An 18913-nucleotide genomic window follows, 5' to 3' on the forward strand; every position below is an offset into this window, starting at 1 on the left:
CTATAAGCTATAAGCTATAAGCTATAAGCTATAAGCTATAAGCTATAAGCTATAAGCTATAAGCTATAAGCAAACTATAAACGCTAGTTGATTGCTTGCTACATAAAATAAATAATAAAAATAGTTCAACACAGCGAAATAAAATCGGCCTGTAAACGGCCTGAAGTTAGGTATTTTAATGGAAAACTTTTTTCTTGATATAACCACTGCGATGCAAAGTCAGCAGTGGTTTTATTTTTTGACGGTGGGCTTAGTAAGCCTGTGTATTGGTAGCTTTTTGAATGTGGTGATTTATCGTTTACCACTGATGATGAAAAGAGAATGGCAAACTGAGTGTCGTATTGTATTGGCCGATGAGCTCAATTCAAAACAGCAAACAGAACAAGCTCCCTTTAATTTAGTAAAACCTAATTCAACCTGCCCTAAATGCAAAGCACCGATTAAAGCTTGGCAAAATATCCCTGTCTTAAGTTGGATATTGCTAAAAGGTCGCTGTGCAAATTGTCAAACACCGATTTCTGTGCGCTACCCAATTGTTGAAATGCTTACTGCGGTTCTAAGTTTAGTTGTCGCCGTTGTTTTTGGCCCGACAAAGCTAGCTCTTCTATATATATTGATTACTTGGTTTTTAGTTGCATTAACCTTTATCGATGTAGATCACATGTTATTGCCCGACCAGCTCACCCTGCCACTCGTTTGGTTAGCGCTGATTGCTGCCACTATGGATATTACCATTGCACCGAGCGATGCCATTATCGGCGCAGCAGTTGGCTACCTGAGCTTATGGAGTGTCTATTGGTTGTTTAAGCTTGCTACTGGTAAAGAAGGCATGGGTTATGGCGACTTTAAACTATTAGCCGTGTTTGGTGCGCTACTTGGCTGGCAAGATATTTTAACTATCGTACTGTTATCAAGTGTCGTCGGAGCCATCATCGGCATTGCGCAAATCATTATTCAAGGTAAAGACAAAACTACGCCAATCCCGTTTGGGCCTTATCTTGCCATCGCAGGATGGGTCACCTTACTTTGGGGTGAGCAAATTAAAAGTTATTACTTTAACTATTTAGGTTACTAATTATGGCAAACTGGGTTTTAGGGCTAACCGGTGGTATTGGCTCAGGCAAAAGTGCAGTAAGCGCCATGTTTGAAGAGCTTGGTATTCAGGTGGTTGATGCCGATATAGTTGCCAGAGAAGTCGTCGAGCCTGACTCTGTTGGCCTTACAAAAATTACAGCACATTTTGGCGGTGAAATACTCACGAGTAACGGCACCCTTGATCGCGCAAAACTAAGAGCAATTATCTTTGCCGATGAATCACAAAAGCAATGGCTAAATAACTTATTGCACCCACTTATTCGAGAATCAATGCTGAGCCAATTAAAGCAAGCCACCAGCAATTATGTCATCTTAGTTGCTCCCTTACTTTTTGAAAATGGCTTAGAAAAATACTGCAACCATACCTTGCTAATTGATGTTCCGGTTGATGTACAAATAACAAGAACTATAGCCCGAGATAATGTCTCTGTAGAATTAGCTAAGCAAATTATCGCTTCACAAATGAGCAGAGCTGATAAACAACAAAAAGCAGCTGATATTTTAGATAATAACCGCCCTCTTGAAAAAGTAAAAATGGATGTGCAGAGGCTGCATGAAAAGTATCTAATACACTCTCACTAGGCTATTGATTTTATTTATAGATTCTCATTTAATAAAAGCCCCCAAAACCAATACAAAAGTACCAAACCACACTCTAAACAACTGAGTTTTAGGTTAATTTTTTTTGCAATTTTTCTAAAATCAGACAAGACTGATGTAATAGCCTTACTTTTTCTGTTAGATTGTGGCAATAAAGGATCAATCTAGGTGCGCAATGAATATAAACTCACCGCTACTTCGAAAATTTATTACACTCGGTCGCATTGATGCAGAGACCGTAAAATCAAAGCAGCGCGAATATAACTCTACTGCAGAGCTTATTTCTAAAACATGTGGAATGGCTGGACATGAGCTTGCTGAGCAATGTACAGACCTTTTTCGTGTGCCTTATTTTGACATCAAAGACTTTGACGTTGCGAACATTAGCGAAGAACTAGTTAAAGACAAACTAATTCGTGAGCACCACATTTTACCTCTAGTTAAAAAGGGCCGTAAGCTCTACATTGCCGCCTCAGATCCAACCGACTATGGTGCCTTTGAAAACTTTGAATTTAGTACTGGCCTTTCATGTGAAGTGGTCGTTGTTGATTACACACAACTTGAAAACAAAATTGAGCAATTACTTGATGCCGCAGGCGGCTTACATTTAAGTGAAGATGAGTTTAAAGAACTTGGTGAGCTTGAAACAGAAGCCCCTCGTGACTTAGCTAGTAAAGATGAAGATAAAGACGATGCCCCTATTATCGTTTACATCAATAAAATTTTGATGGACGCAATTAAAAAAGGCGCATCAGATCTACACTTTGAGCCTTATGAACATCGTTACCGCGTGCGTTTTCGTATCGATGGTATTTTGCATGAAATGGCAAGTCCGCCAAATAGCTTAGCGAGCCGTTTATCTGCGCGTATCAAGGTTATGTCACGATTAGATATTGCAGAAAAACGTAAACCTCAAGACGGCCGTATTAAGCTTAAAATCACTGAACGTAAAAGTATCGACTTCCGTGTCAGTACATTGCCTACTCTTTGGGGCGAGAAAATCGTAATGCGTATTCTCGACTCATCAAGTGCTATGCTAGGTATCGATGTGCTTGGTTATGAGCCAGAGCAGAAAAAACTCTATATGGACGCACTAGAGCAACCACAAGGCATGATCTTAGTAACAGGTCCAACGGGCTCTGGTAAAACGGTATCACTTTATACAGGTTTGAATATTCTTAACCAGCCAGAGCGTAATATCAGTACTGCCGAGGATCCAGTAGAGATCAACCTTGAAGGGATTAACCAAGTACAAATTAATCCAAAGGCAGACATGACCTTTGCCAATGCACTGAAGGCTTTCTTACGACAAGATCCTGACGTAGTAATGGTTGGTGAGATCCGTGACCTTGAAACCGCTGAAATAGCAATTAAAGCGGCGCAAACAGGTCACTTGGTATTATCAACTCTGCATACAAACTCTGCACCAGAAACTCTTACTCGTCTTTTAAATATGGGTGTTCCTGCTTATAACGTAGCAAGCTCTATCAGCCTTATTATTGCGCAGCGTCTAGCAAGACGACTTTGCCCTAAGTGTAAAACACCAGAAAAACTTCCTGATGAAGAATTGATTCGCCAAGGTTTTGATAAAGACAAGCTCAATGAGGTTCAGTTATTCGCACCAAAAGGCTGCGACAGCTGTACTGAAGGGTATAAAGGTCGAGTGGGTATTTACGAAGTAATGCAAATTACCCCTGAAATAGCGCAAATTATTATGCGTGGTGGTAACTCACTCGAAATAGCTGAAGTAGCACTGCGCTCAGGCTTCAATGATCTGCGTTTATCTGGCCTTAAAAAAGCCGCCGATGGCGTTACCTCTTTAGCAGAAATAAACCGAGTAACGAGTTTCTAAACAAATTCGTTACTGGATTATCAGCTTACTGTTCAGTAAGATCTGACAAAAGTGCTTATTTGAGAGTTATTCCATGCCAACAGTTGTAAATTGCCCAACATGCAAAGCCAAAGTTGAATGGTCAGAGCAAAGCCCGCATCGTCCATTTTGCTCAAAGCGCTGCCAGCTAATTGATTTAGGCGAGTGGTCGTTTGAAAACAATAAAATTTCTAGCCCAATTAGCAATGCTAATGATTTGAGCCAAGATATGATTGAAGATATCGAAGCAATGCTGGCTAAAAACGATGATTCATTCTTTAAAGAATAAAGCGTCAAATACAAAAAATGCGGCAATTGCCGCATTTTTTAATATAACCTATCACTTTTAACCTTCAGAACGCTCAGCTTTGCGTTCGCCTCGATGACCATGGTGGCCCTTTTTGTGACCTTTTTTACGCAGGTGCTTTTTAATCTCTTGATAGCTTTCGCGCTGTTCAGCATTTAAAACCTGCCAAATCGCATGGTCAGATTTCATTTTTAGCATTGCAAACTGCTGACCTTTTTCTTGGCGCGCATTAATCAGCTCTAATGCGGCATTTTCGTCAAATGCTTTTGTTGCTAATAACGCATCCATTTTCTCTTTGTGTGCAGCACGAGCGGCTTTCATTGCATCTTTATCGCCACGCAATGCTGCAAATTGTGTTTTCTGCTCGGCAAAAATTGCTTTAAGTTGCGTTTGCTGCTCTTCGGTAAGTTGTAATTTATCAATACCACGCTCAGAAAGTAAAAAACGAGCCTGTGGGTTCATACCACGGTTAAAGTCTCCTTTCGCCATTGCTGAAGTAGCACCTACACTGGCTGCTGCTAAACCACAAACAAGTACGAATTTAGAAAGCTTATTTGAAATAGTCATAATCATTACCTTTTGTTGGGTTGTGCTCTGTTGTCGTTTCCGACTGATGGGTTAACTATAACTAATGCAATGCAAAGTAACGCAAACCAGTGTAAAGGTTGTGTAAAGATTCACTTTTACACAATTTACTGAGTAAAATAACCTCAAAGAAATAAATAGCTAGGTGTCAGAATGAAACTATTAATGATCGACGACGATACAGGATTGTGCGAATTACTCAGCGAGTACTTATCAGCACAAGGTTTTACAGTAGAGTGTGTTCATGATGGCGCTGAAGGTCTAAAGCAAGCTATTAAGCATAACTATGAGCTAATATTGCTTGATGTGATGCTGCCGTCTATGGATGGCTTTGAGGTGCTAAAGCAGTTAAGGCAACATAAGCTCACTCCAGTGATCATGTTAACCGCGAAAGGCGAAGACTTTGATCGTATCTTTGGTTTAGAGCTAGGCGCAGATGATTATATTCCTAAGCCATTTAACCACAGAGAGCTGCTAGCTCGCGTTAAAGCAATTACCCGTCGCATCGAACATATCAATAGCTTATCGAGCCAACAGACCAGCTCATTGAGTGTTAACAGCATCAATGTTAATTTCGCAACTCGTGAGGCTTCTGTTAATGACAATGTACTTAGCCTAACCGGCACTGAGTATGAGATCCTTGCCATGCTAGTGCAACATGCAGGTGAAGTGATCAGCAAAGAGCAAATAAGTGAGCAAGTATTAGGTAGACGCCTTGCTCCTTTTGACCGCTCAATCGATATGCATGTCAGCAACATCCGTAAAAAAATTGCAGAGCATGTTAGTAATGAACGGATCAAAACCATGCGTGGCAGTGGTTATGTATTAATACAAGGCGAATAATATGCAAACTCCAAGCTGGCTAAAGCATCCCCGCCATTATTTGTTTTTAAAAATTTTTGCTTGGTTTTGGGTTACTGTCATAGCGACTATCACAATACTGGTGTTTTTAAGCCAGTTAACGAGCAATGTCGGCAATGACGACCTGCGTGGACCCATGCTGAAAAATCTTGAGTACACTGCTAAAAGTATTGAACGCATTGTTGCTAAACACGGAAAATCAACTCAAGAGGTTTTATCTCATCCGCGCTTATCAAAGCATAAGTTACTGTACTTAAACGGTGAGGTTCATGGTGTTGAAATGCTTAGCGAACCTGTATCCAAAGACATTGATTTAAGCTTGCTGAACTTTACCAAATATATGCGTCCGCAAATTATTTTTACCGATGAATACCAAGCTTATGGGCCGGTAGCTTTGAATGTGCCTGAAGGTAAGTTTTATCTTTATGAAATCGATGAAAAACGCAAAAAACCGTTTTTTGTCAGCCTATGGCTTATGCCAGTTTGGCTCAAGCTGCTTATTGCTTTAATCGCCTCATTGATGCTGAGTTTCTTCTTTAGCCGTAACTTAATTGCACCTATTAATAGTTTAAAAGAAACCGCAAAAAAGCTTGCTCATGGCGATTTAACTGCCCGTGCCGATGTATCTCCTACTCGTCAAGATGAGTTAGGTGTACTTGGTCGTGACTTTAATACCATGGCAGTACAACTTGAGCAGCTTATTAGCGCTCAAAAACGACTGCTAGCAGATATTTCTCATGAGCTACGCTCACCATTAACGCGCTTAAAAATGGCCACAGGCCTTGCACAAATGCAAGCCGATGATGCTCAGCACGCTTATTTAGAGCGTATTGAAAAAGAGGCCAATCAGCTCGATAAAATGATTGCCGATGTACTTCAAGTTTCACGCTTAGAAGCCAAAAGCCAGACTCTGGCGTTGAGTACACAGTCCTTACAAGTGATTGTAGATCACGTACTCAACGATGCTCAATTTGAGGCCAAGCAAAGTAATAAAGAGCTTATTGTAAATGGTACACTAACAGCCGATTTAAAATGCGATGAAACCTTAATAGCCAGCGCGCTTGAGAATGTACTTCGCAATGCCATTAAATACGCAGAACATTCAATCTCAATAGGCTTAGTTGAATCAGATGCTATCTACATCACTATTTGTGATGACGGTAAAGGGGTTGATGAAGCAAACCTAGCAAGGCTGTGTGAACCTTTCTTCCGTCAGGAGCATGCTCGTGATAGAAGCACAGGCGGCACAGGTTTAGGTCTTGCTATTGCAAAGAATGCTATCTCAGCACATGATGGTACACTAACACTTAAAAACCAAGAACATGGCGGACTGTGCGTAAACATCCGTCTACCTTTTAAGAGTGAGTAAATGTTTTATAGTAGCGAAGCAAGTCTTGTTAATAACCTACCTAATATTAATCAGTTTTTTTCTGAGCAATTACAGCAAGACTTTCTGAGCACCGCTCATGGCAAGCTTTATTACGGCTATGCAATTCCCCAACAAGCAAAAACGGCCATCGTTATCAGTACTGGCCGAATAGAGTCTTTAATTAAGTACAAAGAGTTGCTGTGGGAGCTATATCAAAATGGCTTTGCAGTTTTTAGTGTTGATCACCAGGGGCAAGGTCGCTCTTATCGTCATTTAAAAAACACTCATAAGGGTTTTGTAAACCGCTTTACTGACTACGCAGATGACTTTGCTGTATTTATAGAAAAAGTGGTGCATCAACACTGGCAAGGAAAGCAGGTTTTGCTTGGCCACTCTATGGGCAGTGCCATTGCCTATGATTACCTATCGCGCTATCAGCATCAATTTGCGGGTGCTTTTTTATCAGCGCCGATGTTTGATATCTATACTAAAGGCACGCCAAAGCCTGTAGCAAAACTGGCTGCTAAAATTGCATCCTTACTTGGTCTTGGCCGCAGTTACGCATTTGGCCAACGCGATTATTTACCAGTCGACTTTGCAGCTAATGAACTAACCAGTAGTGAAATTCGATATAAACTGTTCAGAGAGCTTTATGCAGCAGAAGGTGATTTACAACTAGGAGGTGTAACCTATGGCTGGCTCAATGCATCGTTTGATTTTATTGCTTCTTTAGTCGATAAAAAAGTCGATATTCCTTTGTTTATCGCAAGCGCCGAGCAAGATACTGTGGTCGATAACGCTGCGCAATTTGCACTTACCCATAGGCAAAAGCAAGCACAACTAAAAAGCTATGCGGGCGCTCGCCACGAACTATTGTGTGAACGCGACGAGATCAGACAAACAATACTCAGCGATTTTTATCAATTTTGTGCTGAGCTTTGACGTGTTTTGTTAACCACAGAAAGTGGGTCTAGGTGCATCAAAATATCCATTTCACAATCAAAATGCGTTTGAATTAACGCTTCTACTTCATCAGCAACTTGATGCGCTCTTATCAATGATAATGAGTCTTCCAGCTCTAAATGCATCTGAATAAACTTAATTTTACCACCTTGGCGGGTGCGAATATCATGGGCGCCAAATACGTCTTGATGGCTATTCACAATGGCCAGTATTTGTTGTTTTTCTTCATCTGGGAGCTCTTTATCCATTAAGTGATCAGCACTTTCGCGAGCAATATCCCAGCTGTTATAAAGTAAATAAACAGCCACCCCAATAGCAAACAATGGATCGGCATAAGCGACACCGTACTTCGCTAACACAATTGCCAGTAATACCGCCAAGTTTAAAATTAAATCGCCTTTATAATGAATCGAGTCTGCTTTAATGGCGATTGATTCGGTGTGATTTATCACCTTAGTTTGCACAAATACCACCACGAGCGTACAACAAATAGCGAAAATACTGACCCAAATACCAAGATCAGAGTGCTTTAAGGTTACTGGATTAAATAAGCGCTCAATGCCATGAAACGCTAAAAAGCAACCAGAACCAGCTATAAAAGCAGCTTGTGCAAGCCCGGCTAATGCTTCGGCTTTTCCGTGACCAAAGCGATGGTCGTCATCAGCAGGGCGTAGTGCATAACCTAGCACTAAAAAACTCATCAATGATGCGGTGATATCCATTAATGAATCTGTCAATGAACCCAGCATTGACGCCGAGCCAGATGCAAGCCATGCCCAGCTTTTTGCCGCGATCATCAGACTCACCATAACAATGGTGACTATACTGGCTGTTTTAACCCAAAACTCATAACTACGATGCTGCACAACAACTTACCTTTAGTGAGTAACTGTGTTGAGTATATCATCTTTTAATTCTAGTTCGTGTATACTCAGCAGCAGATCAAATCCTTATAAATGAGATTCACATGCTTGATATTGTGTTGTACCAACCAGAAATTCCACCAAACACGGGTAATATCATTCGCTTATGCGCAAACACAGGTTATGCGTTACACCTAATTGAACCCCTTGGTTTTGAGTGGGATGATAAACGCGTAAAACGTGCAGGTCTTGATTATCATGAGTTTAGTCATGTACAGCGCCATGCCTCGTTTGAAGCATATCTAGAAAAATGCCAACCGAAAAAAGTCTATGCTTGCACCACTAAGGGCAGCCAATTTCATCATCAAGCACAATATCAACCTGGCGATTGTTTAGTGTTTGGCCCTGAAACACGTGGCTTACCTGATGATCTAATTCAGTCGTTGCCGAAAGAGCAACGTGTACGTATTCCAATGCAAAAAGACAGCCGTAGTATGAACTTATCTAACTCAGTTGCTGTATTTGTTTATGAATCTTGGCGTCAGCTGGGTTTTGTGAACGGTCAATAACTCATTGAAAAAGCGCTTGTAATAAATATTCACTAATTGTTTAGCACGACCATTTTTTATGGACTAACCTAAATAGGTGAGTTTGTTCCTAAAGATGGATTTAATGCGCTTTTTTGCCCGAGTATGCAGTATCATTTTGCTGATGCAGCACTTTTCTAGTGCTGCTTCTGCTGCTGTGTCTAATCCCTCTAACTCACAAGCCCCCAATACGACTCCCCTATTACTACTAATCTTTCTAGCGATTGTCATCCTCATTGGTGCGGTTATCTATTATCAAAGAAACCAAAAGATGACGCTGATGGATGCTCTACTTTCCCAGTCTAAAGATGGTATTTGGGTCACCGATGAACAGTTTCGGATCATAGAAATTAATAACGCATTTAGTGAAATATCGGGTTATAAAAAAGCCGATGTACTTGGTAAAAAATTCAAAGCATTAACGCAAGCCGGTCGTGATACACAACTCGAGGAAATTATCCAACAAGAGCTGAGTAATGATGGTTATTGGTCTGGCGAAATTTGGAATTTACGCAAAGATGGGCAACCCTACGCCATTGATTTATGTATAACAAAAGTGACCACACCACGCTTTACAAAAAGCTCTGTACGTTACGTTGGTATGTTTTCTGATGTCACTGCTCGTAAGAATAACGAGCGAACTATGCTCAAGCTCACTACCAAAGACAGTGTCACAGGCTTATCAAACCGTGCCATTTTTATAGAGTCCCTTGAAAAAGCAATCAATGCTTGTAACGACACTTACCCTAGTCTACTAATCATCTTTATCGACATAGATAATTTCAAAAAGATTAACGACTCGCTCGGTCACACAATTGGCGATGTACTACTAAAAGAAGTAGCCTGTCGTTTAACTGACTCACTAAATTCAGGCTTTACCATTGCAAGACTCGGTGCAGATGAATTTGCGGTACTGGTGCCGCCCTATCTTTACTCTGGCAAAACCGTATTCTTTGCGAAAAAAACCGCAGACATCGTGCTTCAGCAGTTTAAAACCCCATTTATGTTAGATGGTTTTGAGACCTCGCTATCGGCCTGTTGTGGTCTAGCTATCTACCCAGACAACGCCTACAACTGTGAATACTTAATGCGCAGTGCAAATAGCGCTTTGAATCATGCAAAAAAAATGGGCCGTAATACGTATCAATTTTTTGATAAAGACCGTCATACACTCGACCCAACCGAGTTAACCAAAGAGAGCGCTTTATTCAAAGCAATCACCAACAATGAGTTTGAGCTTTATTTTCAACCTAAGTTTGATGCCCAGCATAATCAGTTATACGGCTTTGAAGCATTAGTTCGCTGGCCTCAAGAAGATGGCAGTGTGATTAACCCCGATGAGTTCATACCGCTTGCTGAACAAAATGGTGCCATTATTCCGCTCACCCAATTACTGATGGAGCAGCTGCTTAATCAACTGGCCCAGTGGCGAAAACAAAACATTTCGTTTGGTAATGTCGCTATTAATATTTCAGCCTTACACTTTCAGCAAAGTAGCCTTATTGAAACCCTCATAGACAACTTAGCAAAATTTGACGTACCAGCGCATTGCTTAGAACTCGAGATCACAGAAAGCGCCATGATGGATAACCCCGAATTTGCTGAGCAGCAAATGAAACGTATTAAATCGATTGGTGTGCATATCGCGCTGGATGACTTTGGCACGGGTCATTCATCACTCAGTTACTTAAAGCGTTTTCCAATCGATACGCTCAAAATCGACAAGTCATTCGTAAAAGACATCGATAAAAACGACCAAGATCGTAATATCACCGCCACCATAGTGCGGCTAGCTAAGTATTTGGATATTAATGTGGTTGCTGAAGGAGTAGAAACTGAAGAGCAAGCTTACATGCTGCATATAATGGGCTGTCATTTTCAACAAGGTTATTATTACTGCAAGCCATTAAAAGCCAACCAAGTCAGCGAATTTATTAATGACACGCTAGAAAAACAGCAATCTAGCTAACGATTACAAATGTACTTCAAATAAAAAACGCGATTAATCAATCGCGTTTTTTATTTAAAAGTGCACAATCTAAATTATTCAGATTTTTGCTCACGGCCAAGTAGTGCCATCGCAGCTTCTTTTACATCTTTATTCTCATAAAGCACTTGGTAAATTTGCTCCGTTATTGGCATTTCAATACCTGTGCGTTCAGCAAGTAAATACACTTCTTTGGTATTTCTGTAGCCTTCAACAACCTGACCAATAGATTCAATCGCGGCTTCCACGCCTTCACCTTTGCCAAGTGCAAGGCCAAAACGACGGTTACGAGATTGGTTATCTGTACAGGTTAAAATCAAGTCACCAAGGCCGGCCATACCCATAAAGGTATCTGAACGAGCACCTAATGCACACCCTAAGCGGCACAACTCAGCTAAACCGCGAGTGATTAAGGCTGTACGTGCGTTGGCACCAAAGCCGAAACCATCAGACATACCTGCGCCAATCGCAATGACATTTTTAACTGCGCCACCAAGTTGTATTCCAATGAAGTCATCATTGTTATACACCCTAAATGAGCGGCCACAGTGTAAGAGATCAGCCAGCTGCTTAGCGAAATCTTGAGAAGTCGACGATACCGAAATAGCGGTTGGTAAACCCATTGCCATTTCTTTTGCAAATGTAGGCCCTGAAAGCACAGCCAGAGGAACATCATCTCCTAGCTCTTGTACCGCTACTTCTTGCAATAAACGCCCTGTATTAGGCTCTAAACCTTTGGTAGCCCATGCAACCTCAGCACCTTCTGACAACCAAGGTTTGATTTTTTGCAGTGTGCCAGCAAAAGCATGACTCGGCACAACAACCAAAATGATCTTGCTTGCTTTAACTGCCGTTTCTAAATCTGCTTCTAGTTGGAGGGTGTCAGGAAAGCTAACATCCGGAACATAACGTTGATTCTTTCGCTCAGCTGCAAGCGTAGCAACGTCATCGCTATTGCGGCCCCACAAGGTCACTGGGTGGCCATTTCTGGCAAAGCAAATAGCAAGGGCGGTGCCATAAGACCCCGCCCCTAATACTGTAACAGCTGATTGTGCTGTACTCATAGCTTATGCGTCTGCAGTTGCCTGTTGGTCTTGAGCTGCACGTTGTTGCATGTATTGAGCAAATAGTGCGTCAAAGTTAACTGGCGCTAAGTTTAATTGTGGGAAAGTACCACGGTTAACTAGGTTTGATACTGCTTCACGTGCGTAAGGGAAAAGTACGTTCGGGCAGAAAGCACCTAACATGTGTGCAAGTTGAACTTCTTCAACTTCACCAATTGTGAAAATACCCGCTTGTTGGATTTCACATAGGAATGCAGTTTCTTCACCGATTGAAGCCGTTACTGTTAAAGCAAGAACAACTTCAAACACACCTTCTTCTAATTTGTTAGAACGAGTATCTAAGTCAAGCTTAACTTCAGGAGTCCACTCTTTTTGGAAAATAGCAGGTGAGTTAGGCGTCTCAAAAGAAACATCTTTAGTGTAAATGCGTTGGATTGAGAATTGAGCGCCGGCTTGTTGTTCTGCTGCTGCGTTTTGATTTTCTTCGTTCATTGTAATTCCTAACTTGTATTCGTTTTTATATTTAAAAATTTATTAAGCGTTAAGCTTTGCGTCTAAAAGGCCTTGCGCTTCAATTGCCATCATGTCGTCACAACCGCCGATATGTTCATCATTAATGAAAATTTGCGGAACTGTGTAACCACCATTTGCTTTGTCGATCATTTCATCACGACGCTCAGGGTGAACACCAATATCGATATTCGTGTAGTCTACACCTTTACTATCTAATAACGCCAAAGCACGTTGGCAGAATGGACAGTATGCTTTTGTGTAAAGAACAACATTACTCATAATAATTCCTCTATCGGGCAATGAGCCTTATTAACGACCGGTCGTTGTAGGTAAGCTAGCTGATTGCCAAGCGCCCATACCGCCCGCTAATACATAAACACGCTCAAAACCTGCTTTATGCATTGCAGTTGCGATACCTGAGGCAGTCATGCCCGTGGTACATACTAGTATAATGGGTTTAGTCTTAAACTTTTCAAGGCTTGAAAAATCAGATTGCTTTGCTTTTTCTGGATTTAAGTGAGTTGCGCCTGCAATACGGCCAGAGTTAAACTCTTTTTGTGCACGTATATCAATCACTTGACCATCGTCACGGTTAATTAGCAAGGTAAGTTGCTGTGGGTTGATTTGACGGATAGCCGAAAATTTACTTTTAAACCAACTGCTGATCAGCATAGCGACTAATGCTAACCAGATAATGCTCAAAACCGGATGATTTGAGATAAATTCAATATATTGATCCATGCGTTTTCCACTAAGAAATTTAGGTACCACAGCGCATAGCCATGGGTTAATTAAAATTTGCCACGCAAGTATACGTGCTTGAATTGAAAATGCTAGGGCGTGAAATATTTTAATATGACATATTGATAGCTGATCAAAACCATAAAACACGGTATGCTAGTGATATATAAGTGCCAATCTTCAGGAGCTATAATGACAGAGCATAAAAAACCATTGGTATTAATGATCTTAGACGGTTGGGGATACCGTGAAGACACAGAAAGTAACGCCATACTTGCTGCTAATACCCCAGTACTCGACAACCTTTGGGCAACCCGCCCACATACATTAATTTCAGGTTCGGGACTTGATGTTGGTTTACCTGCAGGACAAATGGGTAACTCTGAAGTAGGTCACGTAAATTTAGGTGCTGGCCGTATCGTTTATCAAGACTTTACTCGCATCACTAAAGCCATTGATGATGGTGAGTTCGATAGCAACCCAGCGCTTGTTGATAATATCGACAAAGCTGTAAATGCAGGCAAAGCAGTGCATATTATGGGTCTTTTAAGCCCAGGTGGTGTTCATAGTCACGAAGACCACATTGTGGCAACGATTGAACTTGCTGCTAAGCGCGGTGCAAAAGAAGTTTACTTCCACGGTTTCTTAGACGGCCGCGACACACCACCACGTAGCGCAAAAGCATCAATTGAGCGCATCGAAGCCTTATTTGCAGAACTTGGCTGTGGCCGCTTAGCAACGCTTGTTGGTCGTTACTATGCAATGGACCGCGATAACCGTTGGAATCGTGTTGAGCTTGCATATGATGTTATGGTTAGTGGTATTGCTGAATACAGCTACACTGACGGTGTAACCGCACTAGAAGCGGCTTATGCACGTGACGAGAACGACGAGTTCGTAGCAGCAACAACTGTTGTACCAGAAGGCCAAGCAGCTGCTGAGATCAATGACGGCGACACTGTTATCTTTGCTAACTTCAGAGCAGACCGAGCACGTGAAATGACTCGTGCCTTTGTTGATGCTGACTTCAGTGGTTTTGATAAGAAAAAATCACCACAGTTAAGCGCTTTTGTGATGATGACAGAGTACGCAGCAGACATTAAAGCGCCGATTGCGTTTGCCCCAGAGCCTTTAACAAATGTATTAGGCGAATGGTTAGAGAAGCAAGGTAAAACACAGCTACGTATTTCTGAAACAGAAAAATACGCACATGTGACCTTTTTCTTCAGCGGTGGCCGTGAAGATGAATTTGTTGGTGAGACTCGCGAACTAATTCCATCACCACAAGTTGCAACATACGATCTGCAACCAGAAATGAACTCTGAAATGCTGACCGATAAGCTTGTTGAAGCAATCGCTAGCGGTAAATACGATGCCATCATCTGTAACTACCCTAACGGAGACATGGTAGGTCACTCTGGCGTATTCGAAGCAGCAGTGAAAGCATGTGAAGCTGTTGATCATTGTATTGGTCGTGTAGTTGCAGCGCTTGAAGAACATGGTGGTGAAGCGCTTATTACAGCCGATCATGGTAATGCTGAACAAATGGCTAACCCAGCAACGGGCCAAGCACATACCGCACACACCAGTGAACCAGTGCCATTTATCTATGTTGGCCGTGATGCAACACCACATGATGGTAAAACATTGAGTGACGTGGCTCCAACCATGCTTCACCTACTCGGCTTAGAGCAGCCAAGTGAAATGACTGGTAAACCAATCATGACGCTGAAATAAGCTATGAGTAAATGTATTAACCACTTCTTTAAAACTGGTTTAATACTGACTTCATTAGTAGCAACTTCGGTTGTTGCTAATGAAGATCAAACCAAAAAAGACTTATCAGACATTCAATCAGCTTTACAAAAAACAGAGGCTGAGCTTAAAGGTCAACGCAAGTCCATTGCCCAAATGCGCAAAGATCTGCGCGCCCATGAACTCGACATAGCTCAAAATGCCAAAGCATTAAACCTTGCCGCCCAATCAGTTAAAGAAAATGAGCAACAACAACGAGAACAACAAGCTAAAGCTGAGCAACTTAAAGCCCAGCAAGCACAGCGCCAAACCTTATTAGCTGCACAACTAAAAAGCGCCTATATGGCGGGTAGCCATGACTACTCAAAAATGTTGCTTAACCAACAAGACACAGCCAAAATTGAGCGCACGCTAAGTTATTATAATTATTTAAACAAAGCGCGTATTGAGCAAATTGAAGAGCTCAAAGCACTACAGCAAGAAATTGCAGACAACCAAGCTGAGCTTGAAAAAACCAAACAACGTCTAGTTGCCTTATATGATGAGCAAAAAAGACGCCAGCAAGCTCTAGTTAATGCACAACAAGAGCGTAAAACTAACCTAAATAAACTCCAGTCAGCGTTAAAAGAAACTAAAAGCTCTATTGATTACTTAAAAGAAAATGAGCAAACCCTGATCACTGCTATTGAAGAGCTTGAACAAGAGCGAAATGAAAAAGTTGAATTACTAGGCTTACAAAGTAGTAAGGGCAAACTCGACTGGCCAACCAAAGGGGCATTACGCCACCGCTTTGGACAACGCAAGCACGGTAACATAGATTGGAAAGGCGTACTTATCAGCGCCAAAGAAGGCAGTAATGTTAAAAGCGTACAGAACGGCCAAGTTGTTTACGCAGACTGGCTAAATGGCTTTGGCTGGGTTATCGCTATTGATCATGGCGATGGCTTTATGAGCTTATATGGTCACGCTCAAACTCTACTTCGCGATGTTGGCGACCTTGTTAGAGAAGGAGAAACAATTGCATTAGTCGGTCAAAGCGGCGGACAACCGGATCCTGGTCTATACTTTGAAATACGCCACAAAGGACGCGCAGTAAATCCTGTAAAATGGTGCAGACGCATTTAATTGATTAAATAGCTGCACTCTATGAGGAGCAGCTGATGCTAAACACAACTTACTCTTACAAAGCTCATTTTTCCCCAGCTAAGTTTTTTACTCAGCTGTCTTTTTTATTACTTGTCAGCTTGCTATGCCTGATACTGCAATCGTTTCAGGCTGTTGCAAAACCCTCGTTACAGTCACTACAGCATCAGCAACTAAACGAAATCCTATTTAATATCCATACATATTATGTTGATGATCTGAAACTACAAAACTCATTTGTAACCCAGCCTGATAACTTACAAGTCGAAGCGTTATTCGAACGCCTTGATCCATACTCAAAATATCTCGACGAAACTGAGCTCGATGCTATCTTCAGTAGCACTAATGGTAGATACACAGGACTCGGTATAGAAGTAAAAGTTGAAGATGGTCGGGTTTATATTGTTAACACTATTAATAACTCACCTGCGGCGCTTGCGGGTCTTCAGGTAAATGATGAAGTTATAGCGATTAATCAACAACCTATTTTAGACAAAAGCATCGAAGAAGTGGCTAAATTAATTCGCCAAAGCGGTCAAAGTGCTGTCGATGTAGCTGTTAAAAGAGAGAAAGATACTGAGCTAAACTTCTCGATTAAGCGCCAACAAATCAACTTACAAAGCGTTCATGGCCATTTAGCAGATACAGGCGTTGCGCTTATCAGTATCAACTCATTCAATAACCACACATTGCACGATGTTGCTCGGGAGCTTGCAAAAATGCAGGTTACCAATAGCTTCCCTCTTTCGGGTTTAATTATTGATTTACGCGATAACCCAGGCGGTACATTGCAAGGGGCCATTGAAGTTGCAGATCTGTTTTTAGATAACGGCACCATAGTATCAACCAAAGGCCGCTTTAATGAAGCTAATCAGAAGTATAAAGCCCATAAAGGCGACATACTCAGTGGCGCTCCTATTGCTGTATTGATTAACGAAAACTCAGCCTCTGCCGCTGAAATACTTGCAGCAGCATTAAGAGATAATCAACGAGCTGTGCTAATTGGCGAAACTTCTTTTGGTAAGGGCTCAGTGCAATCATTAATACCTTTAGGTAACGGTAATACCGCATTAAAACTGACTACAGCACGTTATTACACACCTGCGGGTCAATCTATCGATGGGAAGGGGATCACCCCAGATGTGAGTATTAATCAAACAATGCTTTCAGAAATTGACCAAGGCGTTATAATAAAAAACATCCAAGAATTGGCGCTTTTTAGCTCACTTCTAGATGGACAAGACAAAAAGCAACTTACAGCAAAGCAGCTCTTTATTATGCAGTAAGTAAATGCTCACAACGGATATAATAATTACAAAAAGTGAATCTAAAAACAGGCTTATTACTCGCAGTATGTTGCCTACCGCTATTCTGCCAAGCAAAGCAAATAGCCATAGTAATTGATGATATAGGCAATCATCAGCGAGATCTTGAAATATTAAACTTACCAGGGCAAGTGACCTTCTCAATCTTGCCCCATACACCCTATTCACAAATATTTGCTGAACGCGCTAGTAAAACTCATAAAGAATTACTTTTACATGTACCAATGCAAGCACTAGATAAAAGCAAAGCGCTTGGTCCGGGTGCACTCACCGATACTATGAGTAAGTCAGAGTTACAAACAACCCTTGGCCATGCGTTAGCCTCTTTACCACAAGTAAAAGGGGTCAATAACCACATGGGTTCTGAGCTAACACAGCTTACTGAGCCTATGAAATGGACGATGGAAGTATTAAAGAAACGTGGTTTGTACTTCTTAGATAGCCGTACAACGAGTCAAAGTGAAGCGCAAAATGTTGCTAACCTGTATGGTGTTGCTAACGTATCTCGTCATGTATTTCTTGATAACAATGTCACCCAAAGTCAGCTACAACATCAACTTGAAGAACTAAAAAGCAAAGCTGAACACTTCAACTACGCAATCGCCATTGCCCATCCCTACCCAGAAACAGTTGCTTTTCTACAACAAGCCCTCCCTGAACTGCAACAACAAGGCTTCGAACTTGTTCCCCTGTCACAACTAGTCGAAACAAAATACATTCAGCTAGCCAAAGCAGAGCAAAGGCAAGGGGAATGAGTGTTATAAAGGTAAGTTAGCGAGAGTAAAGTTAGCGAGGGGAAAGTTGAAAGAGTAAAGTTTTGAGGTCTGGCGTAGGTTGGGTAGAGCGCAGCGAAACCCAACACAGAGCTATCAGCTTTCAGCGATCAGCCGCGCGGTGTGGGTGTTTGGATCAGAGTCTCCCTGTGCAGTTAGGTTCTAGGTTCTAGGTTCTAGGTTCTAGGTTCTAGGTTCTAGGTTCTAGGTTCTAGGCAAAGTGTACTTGTAGGTATGGCTTTGCCGTGAATGTGTTTGTTAAGGTCTGAATTCGGCACTGAAGTGACTCCTACGGGGTTTTGTTGCTGAGGGTGACTCTGTTCTAAAAAACCCCGCAGTTCAACTTTACTCTTGCTAACTTGCAGCTCGCTAACTCATGTTGGGTTTCGCTCCGCTCTACCCAACCTACCTGGCTAACAGCCCCAAACGCAAAAAAGCCCGACTCTTTCGAATCGGGCTTTCTCTTATTTGGAGCCTGGCGATGACCTACTTTCACATAGCAGCTGCTACAC

19 protein-coding genes are annotated in these 18913 nt (G+C 41.7%); 13 read left to right on the top strand and 6 right to left on the bottom strand.

Annotated features, from left to right (window positions below; genetic code table 11):
* The first annotated feature begins 178 nt into the window (after positions 1-178).
* The 4 genes from AUR67_RS20560 (at position 179) to yacG (ending at position 3854) form a co-directional block, all read left to right on the top strand.
* Positions 179-1075 carry a prepilin peptidase gene (locus tag AUR67_RS20560; protein WP_058586630.1) on the top strand — a complete coding sequence of 299 codons (897 nt, stop codon included), beginning with the start codon at positions 179-181 and terminating at the stop codon, positions 1073-1075.
* Between the two features lie 2 nt (positions 1076-1077).
* A complete protein-coding gene (coaE, locus tag AUR67_RS20565) occupies positions 1078-1677 on the top strand; it encodes a dephospho-CoA kinase (RefSeq protein ID WP_058586631.1) in 600 nt (199 codons plus the stop codon).
* A 193-nt stretch (positions 1678-1870) separates the two neighbouring features.
* Positions 1871-3547, top strand: a complete 1677-nt coding sequence (gene pilB / locus AUR67_RS20570) for a type IV-A pilus assembly ATPase PilB (protein ID WP_058586632.1) — start codon at positions 1871-1873, stop codon at positions 3545-3547.
* A 73-nt stretch (positions 3548-3620) separates the two neighbouring features.
* Entirely contained in the window at positions 3621-3854 is a 234-nt protein-coding gene (yacG, locus tag AUR67_RS20575) for a DNA gyrase inhibitor YacG (protein WP_054562797.1), read from the top strand.
* Positions 3855-3911: 57 nt separating this feature from the next.
* On the opposite strand, the gene AUR67_RS20580 is transcribed toward yacG, so the two are convergent.
* Entirely contained in the window at positions 3912-4439 is a 528-nt protein-coding gene (locus AUR67_RS20580; protein ID WP_058586633.1) for a Spy/CpxP family protein refolding chaperone, read from the bottom strand.
* Between the two features lie 171 nt (positions 4440-4610).
* Between AUR67_RS20580 and AUR67_RS20585 the strand changes: the two genes are divergently transcribed.
* Genes AUR67_RS20585 through AUR67_RS20595 form a run of 3 tightly spaced genes read left to right on the top strand, consistent with a single transcriptional unit; the run spans position 4611 to position 7629 of the window.
* On the top strand, positions 4611-5300 hold the full coding sequence (locus AUR67_RS20585) for a response regulator (protein WP_058586634.1): 690 nt from the start codon (positions 4611-4613) through the stop codon (positions 5298-5300).
* 1 nt (position 5301) lies between these two features.
* On the top strand, positions 5302-6687 hold the full coding sequence (locus AUR67_RS20590; protein WP_082665682.1) for an ATP-binding protein: 1386 nt from the start codon (positions 5302-5304) through the stop codon (positions 6685-6687).
* Positions 6688-7629 carry an alpha/beta fold hydrolase gene (locus AUR67_RS20595; protein ID WP_058586635.1) on the top strand — a complete coding sequence of 314 codons (942 nt, stop codon included), beginning with the start codon at positions 6688-6690 and terminating at the stop codon, positions 7627-7629. It begins immediately after the preceding gene.
* Here AUR67_RS20595 and AUR67_RS20600 read toward each other — a convergent pair.
* Positions 7608-8516, bottom strand: a complete 909-nt coding sequence (locus tag AUR67_RS20600; protein WP_082665683.1) for a cation diffusion facilitator family transporter — start codon at positions 8514-8516, stop codon at positions 7608-7610. The two genes, AUR67_RS20595 and AUR67_RS20600, sit on opposite strands and share 22 nt — an antisense overlap.
* A gap of 101 nt (positions 8517-8617) precedes the next feature.
* Here AUR67_RS20600 and trmL point away from each other — a divergent pair, with 101 nt between their 5' ends.
* Positions 8618-9082 carry a tRNA (uridine(34)/cytosine(34)/5-carboxymethylaminomethyluridine(34)-2'-O)-methyltransferase TrmL gene (gene trmL / locus AUR67_RS20605; RefSeq protein WP_058586636.1) on the top strand — a complete coding sequence of 155 codons (465 nt, stop codon included), beginning with the start codon at positions 8618-8620 and terminating at the stop codon, positions 9080-9082.
* 76 nt (positions 9083-9158) lie between these two features.
* Entirely contained in the window at positions 9159-11069 is a 1911-nt protein-coding gene (locus AUR67_RS20610; protein WP_152996556.1) for a putative bifunctional diguanylate cyclase/phosphodiesterase, read from the top strand.
* 74 nt (positions 11070-11143) lie between these two features.
* On the opposite strand, the gene gpsA is transcribed toward AUR67_RS20610, so the two are convergent.
* From gpsA to AUR67_RS20630, 4 genes are read right to left on the bottom strand one after another with little or no spacing between them, the layout of a single operon-like run.
* A complete protein-coding gene (gene gpsA, locus AUR67_RS20615; protein WP_058586638.1) occupies positions 11144-12151 on the bottom strand; it encodes an NAD(P)H-dependent glycerol-3-phosphate dehydrogenase in 1008 nt (335 codons plus the stop codon).
* 3 nt (positions 12152-12154) lie between these two features.
* Complete coding sequence (gene secB, locus AUR67_RS20620) at positions 12155-12643, bottom strand: protein-export chaperone SecB (protein WP_058586639.1); 489 nt, start codon at positions 12641-12643, stop codon at positions 12155-12157.
* Between the two features lie 42 nt (positions 12644-12685).
* Positions 12686-12943, bottom strand: a complete 258-nt coding sequence (gene grxC, locus AUR67_RS20625) for a glutaredoxin 3 (protein WP_054550973.1) — start codon at positions 12941-12943, stop codon at positions 12686-12688.
* 30 nt (positions 12944-12973) lie between these two features.
* Entirely contained in the window at positions 12974-13405 is a 432-nt protein-coding gene (locus tag AUR67_RS20630) for a rhodanese-like domain-containing protein (protein ID WP_054562817.1), read from the bottom strand.
* Between the two features lie 192 nt (positions 13406-13597).
* Between AUR67_RS20630 and gpmM the strand changes: the two genes are divergently transcribed.
* The 4 genes from gpmM to AUR67_RS20650 are packed head-to-tail and all read left to right on the top strand — an operon-like array spanning position 13598 to position 18383.
* The gene (gene gpmM / locus AUR67_RS20635; RefSeq protein WP_054562803.1) at positions 13598-15142 is read left to right on the top strand and encodes a 2,3-bisphosphoglycerate-independent phosphoglycerate mutase; all 1545 of its coding nucleotides are present in this window, start codon (positions 13598-13600) and stop codon (positions 15140-15142) included.
* Between the two features lie 3 nt (positions 15143-15145).
* Positions 15146-16285 (top strand): murein hydrolase activator EnvC family protein, encoded by a 1140-nt coding sequence (locus AUR67_RS20640; RefSeq protein ID WP_058586640.1) that lies wholly within the window; start codon positions 15146-15148, stop codon positions 16283-16285.
* A gap of 35 nt (positions 16286-16320) precedes the next feature.
* Positions 16321-17589: a S41 family peptidase gene (locus tag AUR67_RS20645; protein WP_058586641.1), complete on the top strand. Its 1269-nt coding sequence runs from the start codon at positions 16321-16323 to the stop codon at positions 17587-17589.
* Between the two features lie 35 nt (positions 17590-17624).
* Positions 17625-18383: a divergent polysaccharide deacetylase family protein gene (locus AUR67_RS20650; RefSeq protein ID WP_058586642.1), complete on the top strand. Its 759-nt coding sequence runs from the start codon at positions 17625-17627 to the stop codon at positions 18381-18383.
* The last annotated feature ends 530 nt before the right edge of the window (positions 18384-18913 follow it).

The organism is Pseudoalteromonas sp. XI10, assembly GCF_001469895.1.
Taxonomy (GTDB): Bacteria; Pseudomonadota; Gammaproteobacteria; order Enterobacterales; family Alteromonadaceae; genus Pseudoalteromonas.

Bases quoted from the DNA above. Each gene is read 5' to 3' on its own strand.
- AUR67_RS20560 (WP_058586630.1), top strand. From the start codon at position 179: ATGGAAAACTTTTTTCTTGATATAACCACTGCGATGCAAAGTCAGCAG.
- coaE (WP_058586631.1), top strand. From the start codon at position 1,078: ATGGCAAACTGGGTTTTAGGGCTAACCGGTGGTATTGGCTCAGGCAAA.
- pilB (WP_058586632.1), top strand. From the start codon at position 1,871: ATGAATATAAACTCACCGCTACTTCGAAAATTTATTACACTCGGTCGC.
- yacG (WP_054562797.1), top strand. From the start codon at position 3,621: ATGCCAACAGTTGTAAATTGCCCAACATGCAAAGCCAAAGTTGAATGG.
- AUR67_RS20580 (WP_058586633.1), bottom strand. From the start codon at position 4,439: ATGACTATTTCAAATAAGCTTTCTAAATTCGTACTTGTTTGTGGTTTA.
- AUR67_RS20585 (WP_058586634.1), top strand. From the start codon at position 4,611: ATGAAACTATTAATGATCGACGACGATACAGGATTGTGCGAATTACTC.
- AUR67_RS20590 (WP_082665682.1), top strand. From the start codon at position 5,302: ATGCAAACTCCAAGCTGGCTAAAGCATCCCCGCCATTATTTGTTTTTA.
- AUR67_RS20595 (WP_058586635.1), top strand. From the start codon at position 6,688: ATGTTTTATAGTAGCGAAGCAAGTCTTGTTAATAACCTACCTAATATT.
- trmL (WP_058586636.1), top strand. From the start codon at position 8,618: ATGCTTGATATTGTGTTGTACCAACCAGAAATTCCACCAAACACGGGT.
- gpsA (WP_058586638.1), bottom strand. From the start codon at position 12,151: ATGAGTACAGCACAATCAGCTGTTACAGTATTAGGGGCGGGGTCTTAT.
- secB (WP_058586639.1), bottom strand. From the start codon at position 12,643: ATGAACGAAGAAAATCAAAACGCAGCAGCAGAACAACAAGCCGGCGCT.
- grxC (WP_054550973.1), bottom strand. From the start codon at position 12,943: ATGAGTAATGTTGTTCTTTACACAAAAGCATACTGTCCATTCTGCCAA.
- AUR67_RS20630 (WP_054562817.1), bottom strand. From the start codon at position 13,405: ATGGATCAATATATTGAATTTATCTCAAATCATCCGGTTTTGAGCATT.
- gpmM (WP_054562803.1), top strand. From the start codon at position 13,598: ATGACAGAGCATAAAAAACCATTGGTATTAATGATCTTAGACGGTTGG.
- AUR67_RS20640 (WP_058586640.1), top strand. From the start codon at position 15,146: ATGAGTAAATGTATTAACCACTTCTTTAAAACTGGTTTAATACTGACT.
- AUR67_RS20645 (WP_058586641.1), top strand. From the start codon at position 16,321: ATGCTAAACACAACTTACTCTTACAAAGCTCATTTTTCCCCAGCTAAG.